We start from the raw sequence: 15,243 nt of genomic DNA on the forward strand, positions 1-15,243 counted from the left end.
ACCGGGTGGGAGCAATCCAGGCCGAGGGCACGACCCGATCGCCGGACCGGTCCACGCCGGTGCGGCGATCGCGTCGTGCCCGCACCCTCGTTACGCGGGCGCGATTTCGATGCCGATGGTGCCGGTGTCGCCGCGGCGCAGCTTGCTCAGGGTGATACCCAGCCAGCCCTGAATCCCGTAGCGGCGCTTGATCAGATCGCGCACCCGTTCGCTGCCGGGAGCGTCCAGGATCAGCGCGGACCCCTTCAGCAGCTCCCCGTGCGTCTTGCCCCGGAAATCGCAGGGCTGCACGGTCACCTGGGGATTGCGCCGGATCCGCTTGACCTTCCAGCTGTCGGTGACCGTCCACACGTAGAGGCGGCCGTCGTCGAGCACGGCCCACACCGGCGTCCCGACCGGGGTGCCGTCCTTCTTGTAGGTGGTCAGCTGTACATAGTTCGCCTTGCCCAACGGCTCGAACGTATTGTCCACGCTCGCAGCCTAATGGGCATGGCCGCGCGTTGCTGCCCGCGCGGCCGTGCCGGCGGAGGGGCGCGAAGGCTGACGGGTCAGGCCGCGCCCACCAGGCGCAGTGCCATGGCCGCGTAGTCCGCGCCGATCTGGTCGGGCGTGCGGCGGTAGCCCTCGGTGTACCAGCGGGCGGTGTCCACGCACAGCGACATCAGGGCCAGGGTGGTGGCGTGGGTGTCGGCGACATCGAAGACGCCGTCGGTGACGCCGCGCGCCACCAGCGCGCGCAGCAGACGATGGATGGCGATCTGGATGTCGACGACCTCGGCGCGGTGTTCGGCGGTGAGGTCGGTGAGGTGGTGCAGCACCACCTTCACCGACGCCGCGTGCTCGGCATGCCAGACCGTCAGATCGCGCACCACGGCGGTGAGATGCTCGGCGGCGGTGCCGGGGCCGGTGGCGGCGGCCGCGGCGACCTGCTGGGTCAAGCGCGTCGACGACAGCGAGATCCGGTACAGCACTTCCTCTTTCGATCCGAAGTGCACGTAGAGCCCGGCGGGGCTGAGGCCGGCGCGGGCGGCGATGTCGCGGGTGGTGGTGGCGTGGAAGCCGCGCTCGGCGAAGGCGTCGATGGCGGCCAGGAAGATGCGCCGCTGGCCCTCGGGGAAGCGGCGCTGCGACAGCTCGAGATGCGCCACCGCCGCGGTGTCACGGGTACCGCCCGCGGCGTCCGGCGTTACGTCGTCGTTACCCATCGAAGGAGTATCTCCCACAGCGCGTTTCGGCCGGGCGGCCGGGCCGGGCGCGGTCAGTCCAGGCGGGTCAGCACGCGGGGGCCGGCGTCGGTGACCGCGACGGTGTGCTCGGAGTGGGCGGTGCGCGAGCCGTCGGCCGAGCGCAGGGTCCAGCCGTCCGGGTCGGTGACGATGCGGTCGGTGGTGCGCGCGAACCAGGGTTCGATGGCGATGGTCAGGCCCGGGCGCAGCCGGTAGCCGCGGCCGGGGCGGCCGGTGTTGGCGATGTGCGGGTCCTCGTGCATGGTGCGGCCCAGGCCGTGGCCGCCGAATTCGGTATTGATCGGATACCCGCCGGCGCGGGCGACCGCGGCGATGGCGGCCGACAGGTCGCCGACGGTGTTGCCGGGCACGGCCACCGCGATGGCCGCGTCGAGGGCGGCCTCGGTGGTCGCGACCAGGCGGGCGTCCTCCGGATCGGGAGTGCCGACGAGGGTGGTGACCGCGGCGTCGGCGACCCAGCCGTCGATGCTCACGGCCAGATCCATGGTCAGCACGTCACCGTCGCGCAGGGTGTAGTCGAACGGAAGTCCGTGCAGCACGGCGTCGTTGACCGACAGGCAGACGGTGTTGCGGAACGGGCCGCGGCCGAAGGAGGGGGAGTAGTCCCAGTAGCAGGAGACCGCGCCGCGCTCGCGGATGCGCTCGCGCACCACGGCTTCCAGGTCCAGCAGGTTCACCCCGATCTGCGCCTTGTCGCGCAGCTCCCGCAGCACCTCGGCGACGAAACGCCCGGTGACCGCCATTTTCTCGATTTCCGCCGGGCTCTTGAGCTCGACCATGACAACCTCCTGAATCGGTATTTTTATACCGACCATAGCGGGTTGCGGTATTTAAATACCAGTCGTAGGGTGGCGGGCATGGTTCGACTTCCGCTGACCCCCGCCCAGGTCGAGGCCGGCCGCCGGCTGGGCGCCGCGCTGCGTGCCGCCCGCGCCGAGCGCGAACTGCCGGAGGTGGCGGTGAGCGCGGGCATCTCGCCGGAGACGCTGCGCAAGATCGAATCCGGGCGGCTGCCGACCCCGGCGTTCGGGACCGTGGTGGCCTTGAGCCGCACCCTCGGCATCCCCCTCGACGAGCTGGCCGACAGCTGGCAGCAGGGTGCGGCCGAGCAGCGTTCGGCTTCGTGAGCGTTCGGCTTCGTGAGCGGGCGGGCTCGCGCCCGGCTCAGTCCAGGGCGAGTTCGACCGGCACCGCGATGACGTCCACCATCGCGCCGTTGCGCAGCACCGTCACCGGCAGCGAGCGGCCGATGGCGTCGGCGAAGAGCTGACGCTGAATGCCTTGCGCGTCACGGATTTCGGCGTCGGCGATGCTGAGCACGAGATCCCCGCGCCGCAGCCCGGCGCGTTCGGCCGGGCCGCCGCGCACCACCTCCACGATGCGCAGTCCCGCGTCCTGCCCAGTGCGTTCGGCCACCGCCGCCGGCAGCGGCGCGGGCACCCCGACCACCCCCAGGTAGGCCCGCCGCACCCGGCCCTCGCTGAGCAGGGTGGACACGATGCGGCGGGTGGTGGCGTTGATCGGGATCGCCAGCCCCAGCCCGATACCCGCCACCGCGGTATTGATCCCGACCACTCGGCCGGCCGAATCCGCCAGCGCCCCACCGGAATTGCCCGGATTGAGGGCAGCGTCGGTCTGGATGACGTCCTCGATGACGCGGGCGGCGCGGCGATTGCCCACCGGCACCGAGCGGCCCAGCGCGCTGACCACGCCCGCGGTCACCGACCCGGCCAGCCCCAGCGGACTGCCGACCGCGACCACCAGCTGACCGACCACCAGCCGGTCGGCGTCACCGAGCACCACGGCCCGCGGCGCGCCGCCGCGCGCCCGCAGCACCGCCAGATCCGAGAGCGGATCCACGCCCACCACATCGAAGCCAGCTTCCAGCCCGTCGGCGAACACCACGCTGCCGCGCGCGGATTCGCCCACCACGTGCGCGTTGGTGAGCAGGAAGCCGTCGTCGGTGAACACCACCGCCGACCCGCCGCCGCGACGGGTCGACACGCTGGCCACATGCGGGGTCACCGAGGTGGCGACCGCGATGACGGTGCGCGAGTAGGAGTCCAGCGCCGCGGCGTCGGGGGCGCCGAAGCCGGGCTGCGCGACCGGCTCGGCGGACATTTCGTCGTCCACGACGACCACCATCCCGATTACATGATTACGTTGCTCTGTCACCAGGATGCGCGCGCCGCGTCGGGCGTGACAACCGGTTCGCCGACAGCGCAACCGGGTTCAGCGCACGCGGTACCTCAGGTGGGTGACGCGGGTGCCCGCGACGATCTCCGGATCCGTCAGCAGCACCGGCGCGTCGGCGAGCGCGCCCAGCAGCGGGACGCCGCCGCCGAGCAGCACCGGCACGGTCGGTTGGGGCGGCGGGGCTAGGTGGCTTGGCTGACCGAGGACATGTGGAAGTCGGGGATTCGCAAGGGGGGCATGGCGGTTCGGGTGAACCAGTCCTTCCATTCGCGGGGGAGGGTGATGTCGGTGCGGCCGGCTTCGGTGACGCGGCGCAGCAGGTCCAGGGGGCTCTCGTTGAAGCGGAAGTTGTTGACGGCGGCGGTGACCTCGCCGTTCTCGACGAGGTAGACGCCGTCGCGGGTGAGGCCGGTCAGCAGCAGGGTGGCGGGGTCGACCTCGCGGATGTACCACAGGCAGGTCAGCAGCAGGCCGCGTTCGGTGGCGGCGATCATGTCGGGCAGGGTGGCGGCGCTGCCGCCGGTCATGAGCAGGTTCTCGCCGGGCAGGGTGACGGGGGCGTCGAATTCGGCGGCGGTGGCGCGCGGGTAGACCAGCGATTCGATGACGCCCTCGCCGATCCAGTCGGTGCGCCGGGCGGTGAGCCCGTTGTCGAACACCGACAGCGATTCCGAGGACGACGGGGTCGCCACGAACGGCCGGTATTCCAGGCCCGCGGCGCTGGGATCGGAGTACAGGGTCAGCGGAATATCGGTGAGCCGCTCGCCGATTCGGGTGCCGCCGGCGCGGGAGAAGGCGGTGTGGCCCTCGTGCGTGCCGCGGCCCTCCATCGTCCAGGCCATGTAGATCATCAGGTCGGCGACCGCGGAGGGCGGCAGCAGCGTCTCGTAGCGGCCCGCGGGCAACTCGACGCGGCGCTTGCTCCAGTCCAGGCGGCGCGAGAGCTCGGCCAGCAGGCCGGGGGTGTCGACATCGGTGAAATCGGTGGTGCCGGCACCGACCCACGCGCTGGCCAGCTCGCCGCCGGCGCCGCGTTTGCCGTTGATCTCGATCGAGCCGGTGGGCTGTACCCAGCGGCGTCGCAGTCCAGTGGAGGTGCCCAGCCAGCTGGAGTGCATCTGGTGGTGGGCGAATCCGTAGAGGCGGTCCGCGCCGTCGAAACCGGTGGCGAGATCGCTTGCCAGCGTGGTGAACACGCCGATGTCGGTGGTGGCGGGCGCGCCCGCCCAGTCCAGCCGCCGATCGAGGGTGTCGTCGTCCACGGCGTCGGGCGACAGCAGCGGCATGGCGTCGCGGGCGGGTTCGGCGGTGCGCGCGGCGTCCTCGCTGGCGCGCACCACGGCCTCGATGTCGGCGGGGTCGACGCTGGTGGAGCTCACGCTGCCGACCCGCGCGGTATGGGGTCCGTCGCGGAACACCGACACCACCGCCCAGTCGCGGGCGACCGCGGAACCGTTGGTGGTCATGGAGTTTCCGGCCCAGCGCAGCGACGCCTCGTGCGCGTCGGTGACCAGCACGATGGCCTCGTCGGCGCGGGAGGACCGCAGCGCGCGTTCGACGACCTCGGGGGCGGGGAGCACACTCACCGTTTGCGGTCCTTTCCTTGCTGTCCAGGCTTCACTGCTGTCCGGGCTTCACTGTCCGGCTTCGGCGCGGGTATTGAGAATGTTGATGCCGCGCACCAGCACCGACGGGCAGCCGTGCGAGACCGCCGCCACCTGTCCGGGTTGCGCCTTGCCGCAGTTGAACGCGCCGCCCAGCACCCAGGTCGAGGGGCCGCCGACGGCTTCCATCGCACCCCAGAAGTCGGTGGTGGTGGCCTGGTAGGCGACATCGCGCAGCTGCCCGGCCAGCTGGCCGTCGCGGATGCGGAAGAAGCGCTGGCCGGTGAACTGGAAGTTGTAGCGCTGCATGTCGATCGACCACGACTTGTCGCCGACGATGTAGATGCCGTCCTGCACGCGCGAGATCAGCTCCGCGGTGGAGGTGTCGCGCTCGGGGTCGGGTTGCAGTGACACATTGGCCATGCGCTGGATCGGCACGTGATGCGCGGAGTCGGCGTAGGAGCAGCCGTTGGAGCGTTCCAGGCCCAGCCGCGGCGCGAAGACCCGATCGAGCTGATAGCCGACGAGGACGCCGTCGCGCACCAGATCCCATTGCTGCCCGGCCACGCCCTCGTCGTCCCAGCCGACGGTGGCCAGACCGTGCTCCTGGGTGCGGTCACCGGTCACGTGCATGATCGGGGTGCCGTACTGCAGGGTGCCCAGCAGGTCGGGGGTGGCGAACGAGGTGCCCGCGTACGCGGATTCGTAGCCGATGGCGCGGTCGTACTCGGTGGCGTGACCGATGGACTCGTGAATGGTCAGCCACAGATTGGTGGGGTCGATGACCAGATCGGTGGGCCCGGCGGTGACGCTGGGCGCCTTGACCTTCTCGGCCAGCCACTCCGGCATCCGCGCGAGTTCGCCCGCCCAGTCCCAGGTTCCGTCCGCGCCGGTCACGTACTCCCAGCCGCGCCCGGCCGGGGCCGCGAGGGTGCGCATGGTCTCGAACACCCCCGCCGCCGGATCGACGGTGATGGCCTCGAACTGCGGGTGCAGGCGCACCCGCTGCTGGGTGATGCGCGAGCCGAAGGTGTCGGCGTAGAAGGTCTGCTCTTTGACCTGCAGCACCGACGCCGTCACGTGATCGACGCCGTCGGCGGCGCGCAGCCGCTCCGAATAGTCCAGCAGCAGCGCCACTTTCTCCGGCGTCGGCACCGTGAAGGGGTCCTGCGCGTAGGCGGAGACGTATTCGGCGTCGGCGTAGCGCGGCTCGGGCGCCAGCTCGACGCGTTCGCGATTGAGCGCGCGCAGCGTGCGCGCGACGGTCACCGCGCGGCGCGCCACCTGGGCGGCGGTGTCGGCGGTGAGGTCGGCGTGCGAGGCGAAACCCCAGGTGCCGTCGACGATCACGCGCACCGCGAACCCCAGATCGGTGCTGTCGGACACCGATTCGACACGCCCGTCGCGTAACCGGATGGACTGCTGCACGAGTCGATGCACCCGCAGGTCCGCGTAGTCGGCGCCGGCCGCGCGGGCCGCGCTCAATGCCGCGTCGGCCAGGGCCGACAGCGGCAGCGCGCGGAACTGGTCGTCCACGACCTTGGTAGCGATGCTCACCCGAACCAACCTAGAGCCCGACACGCCGGGGGTTCAACAATCGACTCACCCGCAATGAAATTCACGGACTGTAAATCTGCATACGCTGCAACAATGCGTGAAGCGCACTGCGGCACAGCATGAAACGGCACGCACAACCGCTGGACAATGCCGGGTTTCGCCGACCGGATGCCGTACTGTCCGTCCGCGTGCCGCCATCCGCACTCCGCGATCGCAAACGGGAACGCACCCGCCGAGCCCTGCTCGAAGCCGCCGTCGACCAGTTCGAGAGCCGGGGATACGACGCGACCACCGTCGCCGATATCGCCGCGGCCGCCGAGGTCGGCACCCGGACCTTCTTCAACTACTTCGCCAGCAAGGAGGAACTGCTGTTCCCCGAGCCGGACGAACGCGTGCAGGCCGCCGTGCGCGCCATCGCCACCCGCAAACCCGGCGAACGCCCCGTCGAGGTGCTGCTGCGCGCGCTGCGCGCCGCCGGTGACAATCCCGGCGACCACCTCGGCGACACCCTCGCCGCGCGGATCGCCGTCCTGCGCGCCCAGGTGTCGCGCACGGTGCCCGCGGTGTCCGGGCGCGCCGCCTACGCGCAGCTGGCCTCGCAGCAGGAGATCGCACGTCAGTTGCGTGCCGCGTTCCCCGAGGAACTCGACGACGTCGGCGCGGCCGCCCTGGTCGGTGCGGTGATCGGCGCGGTGTCCGGGGCGCTGACGGTGCTGTTCCAGCGGCCGGGCCTGCAACAGGACGGCGAAGCGCTGCAACGCAAGATCCAGGAGACCACCTCGAAAGTGCTGGCCCCCTGGCTGTCCCAGCCCGTCCCCGCCCCGGCCCGCGAAATGCCCGGCGAGCAAACCCAATTGCTGCCCGAGCCCCCGCTGCGCCCCGAGCCCGACCCGTCGCGCCCGATCGGCACCGTCCACCGCCTCACCCAGGAACCGCTGCCCCGCCCCGGCTTCGACGCCGTCCGCTTCCTCCCCGGCCACGCCCGCGTCTGACCCCGTCGAGTGGCACACCAGCGCGGGGATTTGCCCGATTCGGCCGCGCTGGTGTGCCATTGAGCGGAGTCAGCCGAATTGCTGCCAGCCGAGGCGGACGACCATGGCGACCACGACGACCAGCAGGACCACGCGCACGAAGCCGGCGCCGCGGGCCAGGGCCATGCGCGAACCGACCACCGAGCCGGCGACATTCGCCACCGCCATGGACAAACCCAGCGCCCACAGCACGTGGCCGGTGCTCGCCAGATAGATCAGCGAGCCGAGGTTCGACCCGCAGTTGATCACCTTGGCCATGGCGGCGGCGCGCACGAACTCGGTGCCGAGCATGGTCGCGAAGGTGATGATCAGGAACGTGCCGGTGCCGGGGCCGAGGATGCCGTCGTAGAGGCCGATCAGACCCGCCGCGAGCGCCACCACCAGGATGGTCTTGCGGCGGGTCGGGGGATGGGTGGCCATGGTGACGCCGACCGACGGGCGCAGCGTCACGAAGATCGCCACCCCGACCAGCACCACCATCACGATCGGCACGAACAGCTTCTTGTCGATCAACGCCACCGCCGCCGACCCGCAGGCGGCCGCGAGCGCGGCGATCACCGCGCCCGGCAGCAGCACCTTCCAGCGCATCGGCACCTTGCGGGCGAAGGTGATCACCGCGGCGCTGGTCCCGGAGAACGCGGCGATCTTGTTGGTGCCCAGGGCCGTCTGCGGGGCCAGCCCGGGCAGCACGACGAACAGCGTCGGCAGCACGATCAACCCGCCGCCGCCGACCACCGCGTCGACCCACCCGGCCGCTGTCGCCGCGGTCAGCAGGACCGCCCAATCCGCAAGGCTCACAGGCCGACCCAACCAGAGCCGAGCGCGCAAGATCAAACCGTGGGCCGAACCGTAGGGTGGGTGGGTGCGCCGGTTCAGCCTGTGGCTGCGTGACAAGCCCGTCATCACCGATACGATCCTGGCCCTGCTGCTGCTGGGCATCGATGTGCTGGCCGTGAGCAACAGCAGCTACAAGGCCACCTACCTGGTGTTCAGCGTGCTGCTGGTGGTGCCGATCGTGTTCCGGCGCACCCACACCGGGGCCGCGGCCATCGCCATGGTGCTGCTGTCGATCAGCGCGTCGATGGTGCACGGAGCGGTCGGCGACACCTCGGTGCATCCGGCGCTGCTGGGGCTGGGCATGATGCTCTACACTCTCGTCGCGTATGTCGGGCGCCGCCAAGGGCTGATCTATCTGGGCATTCTCGTGCTCGACAGCCTGATCTCGGCGGCGGCCATCGGGAAACCGTCGGGCACCGACATCGCCTTCACCGCGCTCTATTACGCACTGTGCTGGACGCTGGCCGAATTCGTCGGCGCCCGCCACGCCTACGACGCCGAGGTCGCCGCCCGGCTCGCGGTCGCCGACTACGACCGTGAACGCCGCGCCCACGACGCGGTCGCCGCCGAACGCACCCGCATCGCCCGCGAACTGCACGACGTGATCGCGCACGCGGTCAGCGTCATCATCGTGCAGGCCGACGGCGCCCGCTACGCCCTGCGCGCCGACCCCGACGCCGCCGAACAGGCGCTGTCCACCATCGCCGGCACCGGCCGCGACGCGCTGCGCGAACTGCGCCGCACCGTCGAGCTGCTGCGCACCGAGCATGCGCCCGAACAACTTCCGCAGCACGGCACCGCCGGCATCGCGAAGGTGGTGGACATGATGCGCAGCGCGGGCCTGGACGTCACCCTCGAACTGAGCGGCGAACTCGACACCGTCACCCCCGAGGTCAGCCTCGGCATCCACCGCATCGTGCAGGAATCGCTCACCAACACCCTGCGCCACGCCGGCCCCGACCCGCACGCCGCGGTCACCGTCACCCGCCGCGACACCGACGTCCTGCTCGACATCACCGACTCCGGCGGGGTACCGCTGACCCGCGCGGTCCCCTCCGGCGGCTGCGGCCACGGGGCCGGCGGCCAGCACGTCGGAGGCGGCGGCCACGACAGCCCGAGCCTCGGCGGCGGCCCCGCGGGCGGCAAGGTCAACGGGTCCGGCAAGGTCAACGGGGCCGGCAAGGTCAACGGGTCCGGCGGAAATGGCGGCACCGCAACCACACCGCTGCCCGCGACACGCGGCTCGGACGCGGAGCCGCGCATCCCCGGCAGCGGGCTCGGGCTGGTCGGCATGCGTGAACGCATCGCGGTGCTGGGCGGCACCCTGTCGGCGGGTCGAAACCCGCACGGCGGCTGGACCGTTCGCGCCACCATTCCCCTGGACCGCGATATCCCCGACTGACGCGACATCCTGATACGCCTGCGCGACACTGGCCACTGAATCTGGCCGGGCCCGGTGCAGACGGTGACCGATCACAGGCTCCCTGGGGCAGCCGCATGCGGTGATTCATCCGATGTCCGGATAAGTTGGTCGGGTGCCGATCAGCGTTCTAGTTGTCGATGACCAGGAGCTCATGCGCGCGGGATTGCGGATGGTGCTGGGCGCCCACCCCGATATCGAGGTGGTGGGGGAGGCCGACAACGGGGCCACCGCCATCGCGCGGGCGGGAGAGCTGCGGCCGGACGTGGTGCTGATGGATGTGCGGATGCCGGTCACCGACGGAGTGACCGCCACCGCGCGCATCATCGAATCCGGCTGCGGCAGCAGAGTTCTGGTGATGACCACCTTCGACCTCGACGAGCACGCCCTGGGCGCGCTGCGGGCCGGGGCCAGCGGATTCCTGTTGAAGGACACCCCGCCCGAGGACCTCATCTCCGCCATTCGCAGCGTCGCCGCCGGGGACGCGGTGGTCTCGCCGAAGGTGACCAAACGGCTGCTGGACCGGCTCATCGCCGAGGATCCGGCCGCCGGCCGCGATCCACGCGTGCTCGAGGTGCTCACCGCCCGCGAACGCGAGGTGCTCGAGCACATCGCCGCCGGACGCTCCAATGCCGAGATCGCGGGGGCGCTGTTCCTGTCGGAGGCCACGGTCAAAACCCATGTCGGGCGCGTGCTCACCAAACTCGGCCTGCGCGACCGGGTTCAGGCCGTGGTCCTGGCCTACGAGACCGGACTGGTGCGCCCCGGCAACGCCTGACGGGACCCCGCGCGGCGTATTCGCGGCCTGACCGAAGCCTCGCGCGACCCGACGAGGCCCGCGCCCGCCGGATGTGACCGGCGACGCAGGCGGGAGAAAAATCGTTCCCTCGCGCGTTGCACGGGTAGATCGATCGAAAGGATCGCCCGATGCCCGCCCTGTTGTTCCTCGCCTGGTTCGCCGCCGAGATCGCCACCCTCGTCGTGGTCGGCCACTTCCTCGGCGTCTTCCCGACCATCCTGCTGCTGCTGGCGGGCTCGGCCGTGGGTCTGGTGCTGGTCCGCTCGCAGGGCCGCCGCGTCTTTCAAAGCTTCCGCCGCGCCGCCCGCGGCGAGCTCGACCCCGGCACCGCCGTCGCCGACGGCGCCCTGGTGGCCGTCGGCGCGGTGCTGATGTTCGTGCCCGGCCTGCTCACCACCGCCCTGGGTCTGCTGGCGCTGCTGCCGTTCACCCGCTTCCTGTTCCGCCCGGTCGTGGCCGGGTTCGCCGCCCGCCGGCTGGGTCGCGTCGCGACCGCGGTCGGCCCGTACGGCTACCGCAACGTCGTCATCGACCCCGACGGTGAGGTCATCGACGCCACCGTCGTCACCGAGTACTACGACGACGGTCAAGGCCACGCCCACCGTTCCATCGACCCGCGCTGACTGCGCGCGTCCACGGCCCCGGCGACAGTGCCGGGGCCGTGGACGTTTCGGGGGTTCCCGGCGGGTGCGGTGCGAGTGTCGAGGCGCGGGCGGCGTCGGGCAGGATGGGGAGCCGTGAGTACCCAGTTGCTTGTCGGCGGTCGGATCTACAGTTCGAGCAATCCCGATGCGACGGCCATGGCCGTCAGCGACGGAACCGTGGTGTGGGTCGGCTTGGACAAGCCGGGCCGCGCGCTGCATCCGGACGCGGAGATCGTGGAACTCGACGGGGCGTTCGTCGCCCCCGGATTCGTCGACCCGCACGTGCACGTGACCGCGCTGGGGTTGAAACTCACCGGACTCGATCTGGCGCAGGCCGATTCGCTCGCCGACTGTCTCGCGGCGGTGCGGGCGTTCGCGGCCGCGCGGCCCGACGGCGTCGTGCTCGGCGAAGGCTGGGACGAGACCCGCTGGGCCGACGGCCGGCCGCCGACCCGCGAGGAGCTCGACGCCGCCGCGCCCGGACGGCAGGTGTATCTGGCTCGCGTGGACGCGCATTCGGCCGTCGCCTCCAGCGCCCTGCTCGACGCGGTCCCCGGCATCACCGAGGCCACCGGTTTCACCCGCGGGGAACCGCTGCGCGCGGACGCCCACCATCGGGTGCGCGCCGCCGCACTGGGCGCATTGAGCCGCGAGCAGCGCGACCGGGCACGCCGTGCCGCGCTCGACGCGGCCGCCGCCAACGGCGTTGTGGCCGTGCACGAATGCGCCGGACCCGACATCTCCGGCGCGGAGGACCTGCGCGAACTGCTGGACTTCCCGCACGGCGTGCAGGTGCGCGCCTACTGGGGGCAGGCCGTGCGCGGCGCCGACGAAGCCCGCACGCTGGTCAAGGAACTCGGCGTGCACGCCCTCGGCGGCGACCTGTTCGTCGACGGCGCGCTCGGCTCGCACACCGCGTGGCTGCGCGCGCCCTACGCCGACCGCGACACCACCGGCACCGCCTACCTCGACAGCGACGCCATCGCCACCCATGTGCTCGCCTGCACCGAGGCCGGCATCCAGACCGGCTTCCACGTCATCGGCGACGCCGCCATGGACGCGGTCGTCGCCGGTTTCGAGCACGTGGTCGAACGGCTCGGCGGACCGGCCGTCGCCGCGCGCGGGCATCGCCTCGAACACGCGGAGATGATGACGCCCGAGCAGATCGAGAAGCTGGCCGCCTGGGGCGTGATCGCCAGTGTCCAACCGGGATTCGACGCCGCCTGGGGCGGCCCCGACGGCATGTACGCCCAGCGCCTGGGCGCCGAGCGCGCCGCGACCCTGAATCCCTTCGCCGCCATGGCCTCCGCCGGCATCTCCCTGGCCCTGGGCTCCGACGCCCCGGTCACCGCCCTCGACCCGTGGGCCGCCGTGCGCGCCGCGGTCAACCACCGCACCCCCGGCCACCGGATCTCGCCCCGCGCCGCCTTCGCCGCCGCCACCCGCGGCGCCTGGCGCGCGGGCGGGGTCCGCGACGGCGTCGCCGGCACCCTCGTCCCCGGAGCCCCCGCCTCCTATGCGATCTGGGACGCCCGCGAACTCGTGGTCGCGGCCGCCGCCGACTCGGTGCAGCGCTGGTCCACCGACCCCCGCTCCCGCGTCCCCGGCCTGCCCCCGCTCACCCCCGACGCCCCCGCCCCCGCATGCCTGCGCACCGTGCACCGCGGAGTCACCCTCCATGAAGCCTGAGCACTGCCCCGAAAACCCTTCCACCCCAACCCCGTCGGAGCTCCCCACCGCCACCGAACCCGCGCCCGATCGCTGCCACGCCACGCCGACCCGCGCCGAGGATGCCGGTGCCACGCCGACCCGCGCCGAGGGCGCCGGTGCCACGCCGAGCCGCCCCGAGAATGCGGGTGCGGTGCCGATCCGCGTCGCGGATCCGGGTGCCGCGTTGACCCGCGCGGAGGATGACGGTGTCGCGCCGACCCGCGCCGAGAGTTCCATTGCCACGTCGATCCGCGTGGAGGATGTGGGCGCGACGCCGGCCCGCGCCGAGGGGGCCGGCGCTGGAGACGCCGAGGGCGTCTCGGAAACTACTGGCGGCGACGAGGTTTCGGCCCTAGGCGACACCACTGCGGCGGGTGCGGGGGGTCGGGCCGGGGTGGTCGGGGGGTTGGTGGCGGTGGCTGCGCGGTGGCCGGTGGGGACGCGGCTGGTTGCGGCGGTGATCGCGGGGCTGTTGGTGTATGCGAGTTTTCCGCCGCGGACGTTGTGGTTTCTGGCGCCGGTGGGGATCGCGGTGCTCACGGTCGCGGTGCGCGGAACCGGCCGGGCGCGTACGGGATTCGGGGTTGGGTTCGTGGCGGGGTTGGCGTTCTTTTTGCCGCTGCTGCCGTGGACGGGGATCTATGTCGGGCCGGTGCCGTGGATCGCGCTGTCGACGGTGTGCGCGGTGTATGTGGGGTTGTTCGGGCTGTTGACGCGGTGGGTGGCGGGGCTGCGGGGCTGGCCGGTGTGGGTGGCGGCGGTGTGGTCGCTGACCGAATGGGCGCGCTCGAGCGTCCCGTTCGGCGGATTCCCGTGGGGGAGGCTGGCTTTCGGGCAGGCCGACGGCTGGTATCTGCCCTTCGCGATGGTGGGCGGGGCACCGCTGGTGAGCTTCGCGGTGGCGCTGACCGGCACCGGGCTGGCGGCCCTCGCGCTGGGTGTTTTGCGAAGCTTGCGAGGCCCGCGCGGCGATAACTCGGGAGTGGCTGCGGTCACATCGAATACTCCCAGATGGGGAGCTGCCCGTCTCACATCGTGGAACGGAATTGTTGCTGCGGCAATGCTTGTGGCTATAGTTCCAGTCACCGGAGTGATCCTCCGGACCGCGCTGCCCGGCCCGGAGGACGGCAACCGGCCGATCACGGTCGCCGCCATCCAGGGCAGCGTGCCGCAGCTGGGCCTGGACTTCAACGCCCAGCGCCGCGCGGTTCTCGACAATCACGTCCGCCGCACCGAGGAACTGGCCCGCGACATCGCCGCCGGCCGCGCCCGACAGCCCGACGTGGTGATCTGGCCGGAGAACTCCTCCGATATCGATCCCCTGCGCAATGCCGATGCGGCCCAGGAGATCTCGCAGGCGTCCCGGGATGTGAAGGCGCCCATCCTGGTGGGCGCGGTGCTCGTCAACGACGATCGCACCACCACCAACTCGGTCATCGTCTGGAACGGTGACGCGGGCCCGGGGGAGCGCCACGACAAGAAGATCATCCAGCCCTTCGGCGAATACCTGCCCTACCGCGACTTCTTCCGGCACTTCTCCGACTATGCCGACCGCGCAGGCTATTTCGTGCCCGGCACCGGTGACGGCGTGGTGCACGTGCGGCCCGCCGGCGGCGGCGCGCCGGTCGCGATCGGGGTGGCCACCTGCTACGAGGTCGTCTTCGACCGCGCCTTCGAGCAGTCGGTGCGCGCGGGCGCGCAGCTGCTGACGGTGCCGTCGAACAACGCCACCTTCGGCCGCAGCGAGATGACCTATCAGCAGCTGGCCATGTCGCGGGTGCGCGCGGTGGAGCACGGTCGCGCCGTGGTGGTTTCGGTGACCACGGGCGTGAGCGCGATGATCACCGCCGACGGCGCGATCCAGCAGCGGACGCCGCAGTTCGTGCCCGCCGCGCTGGTGGCGACCCTGCCGCTGCGCGGCAATACGACACCGGCGACCCGATTGGGCCCCGCGCCGGAGGTCTTGTTGTGTATTCTGGCTGCGGCTGCCACTGTGGCGGCGATCACTCGGCGGCGCGGCGCTCTCTGAGACCGGCCGACCGAGATTGTCGAATGTCGTTTCGGCGCAGTACCGCGGGCACGTGCGACGAGGGCCGTCCCGCCCCGGCGAAATATTCGCCAGTTCGTAGCTAAGACCCCTGTCGCTCCCGATATGTCCGGATTTGTACCGTACGTTATGTGTGTTTGGCGACTATCGC

Annotated in this window: 15 protein-coding genes; 7 read left to right on the plus strand and 8 right to left on the minus strand. The window is 71.6% G+C overall.

Going from position 1 to position 15,243, the window contains the following annotated elements; all coding sequences use genetic code 11:
• Positions 1–90 precede the first annotated feature (90 nt).
• From D7D52_RS19710 to map, 3 genes are all read right to left on the minus strand, one after another.
• Positions 91–471, minus strand: a complete 381-nt coding sequence (locus D7D52_RS19710; protein WP_120738470.1) for a PPOX class F420-dependent oxidoreductase — start codon at positions 469–471, stop codon at positions 91–93.
• A 77-nt stretch (positions 472–548) separates the two neighbouring features.
• On the minus strand, positions 549–1,205 hold the full coding sequence (locus D7D52_RS19715) for a TetR/AcrR family transcriptional regulator (protein ID WP_120738472.1): 657 nt from the start codon (positions 1,203–1,205) through the stop codon (positions 549–551).
• Between the two features lie 53 nt (positions 1,206–1,258).
• Positions 1,259–2,026 (minus strand): type I methionyl aminopeptidase, encoded by a 768-nt coding sequence (map, locus tag D7D52_RS19720; RefSeq protein WP_120738474.1) that lies wholly within the window; start codon positions 2,024–2,026, stop codon positions 1,259–1,261.
• A 78-nt stretch (positions 2,027–2,104) separates the two neighbouring features.
• Between map and D7D52_RS19725 the strand changes: the two genes are divergently transcribed.
• Positions 2,105–2,374, plus strand: coding sequence for a helix-turn-helix domain-containing protein (locus D7D52_RS19725; protein ID WP_120738476.1), 270 nt, complete (start codon positions 2,105–2,107; stop codon positions 2,372–2,374).
• Between the two features lie 37 nt (positions 2,375–2,411).
• On the opposite strand, the gene D7D52_RS19730 is transcribed toward D7D52_RS19725, so the two are convergent.
• From D7D52_RS19730 to D7D52_RS19740, 4 genes are all read right to left on the minus strand, one after another.
• Entirely contained in the window at positions 2,412–3,368 is a 957-nt protein-coding gene (locus D7D52_RS19730; RefSeq protein WP_120744275.1) for a S1C family serine protease, read from the minus strand.
• Positions 3,369–3,479: 111 nt separating this feature from the next.
• Entirely contained in the window at positions 3,480–3,605 is a 126-nt protein-coding gene (locus tag D7D52_RS39915) for a hypothetical protein (protein ID WP_281279115.1), read from the minus strand.
• Between the two features lie 20 nt (positions 3,606–3,625).
• Complete coding sequence (locus D7D52_RS19735; RefSeq protein WP_120738478.1) at positions 3,626–5,023, minus strand: TldD/PmbA family protein; 1,398 nt, start codon at positions 5,021–5,023, stop codon at positions 3,626–3,628.
• Positions 5,024–5,077: 54 nt separating this feature from the next.
• Positions 5,078–6,604 carry a TldD/PmbA family protein gene (locus D7D52_RS19740; protein ID WP_120744276.1) on the minus strand — a complete coding sequence of 509 codons (1,527 nt, stop codon included), beginning with the start codon at positions 6,602–6,604 and terminating at the stop codon, positions 5,078–5,080.
• A gap of 188 nt (positions 6,605–6,792) precedes the next feature.
• Here D7D52_RS19740 and D7D52_RS19745 point away from each other — a divergent pair, with 188 nt between their 5' ends.
• Complete coding sequence (locus D7D52_RS19745) at positions 6,793–7,596, plus strand: TetR/AcrR family transcriptional regulator (protein ID WP_246023167.1); 804 nt, start codon at positions 6,793–6,795, stop codon at positions 7,594–7,596.
• A gap of 69 nt (positions 7,597–7,665) precedes the next feature.
• On the opposite strand, the gene D7D52_RS19750 is transcribed toward D7D52_RS19745, so the two are convergent.
• The gene (locus D7D52_RS19750; protein ID WP_120738481.1) at positions 7,666–8,433 is read right to left on the minus strand and encodes a TSUP family transporter; all 768 of its coding nucleotides are present in this window, start codon (positions 8,431–8,433) and stop codon (positions 7,666–7,668) included.
• A 64-nt stretch (positions 8,434–8,497) separates the two neighbouring features.
• On the opposite strand from D7D52_RS19750, the gene D7D52_RS19755 reads away from it, so the two are divergent.
• The 5 genes from D7D52_RS19755 to lnt all read left to right on the plus strand — a co-directional run bounded on the left by D7D52_RS19755 (position 8,498) and on the right by lnt (position 15,074).
• The gene (locus D7D52_RS19755) at positions 8,498–9,874 is read left to right on the plus strand and encodes a sensor histidine kinase (RefSeq protein WP_120738483.1); all 1,377 of its coding nucleotides are present in this window, start codon (positions 8,498–8,500) and stop codon (positions 9,872–9,874) included.
• A 133-nt stretch (positions 9,875–10,007) separates the two neighbouring features.
• Complete coding sequence (locus D7D52_RS19760) at positions 10,008–10,670, plus strand: response regulator (RefSeq protein ID WP_120738485.1); 663 nt, start codon at positions 10,008–10,010, stop codon at positions 10,668–10,670.
• A gap of 149 nt (positions 10,671–10,819) precedes the next feature.
• Complete coding sequence (locus D7D52_RS19765; RefSeq protein ID WP_120738487.1) at positions 10,820–11,314, plus strand: FxsA family protein; 495 nt, start codon at positions 10,820–10,822, stop codon at positions 11,312–11,314.
• A 114-nt stretch (positions 11,315–11,428) separates the two neighbouring features.
• Positions 11,429–13,024, plus strand: coding sequence for an amidohydrolase (locus D7D52_RS19770; protein WP_187703015.1), 1,596 nt, complete (start codon positions 11,429–11,431; stop codon positions 13,022–13,024).
• Between the two features lie 415 nt (positions 13,025–13,439).
• On the plus strand, positions 13,440–15,074 hold the full coding sequence (lnt, locus tag D7D52_RS19775) for an apolipoprotein N-acyltransferase (protein WP_425464683.1): 1,635 nt from the start codon (positions 13,440–13,442) through the stop codon (positions 15,072–15,074).
• Positions 15,075–15,243: the final 169 nt, after the last annotated feature.

Source organism: Nocardia yunnanensis (assembly GCF_003626895.1).
GTDB lineage: Bacteria > Actinomycetota > Actinomycetes > Mycobacteriales > Mycobacteriaceae > Nocardia > Nocardia yunnanensis.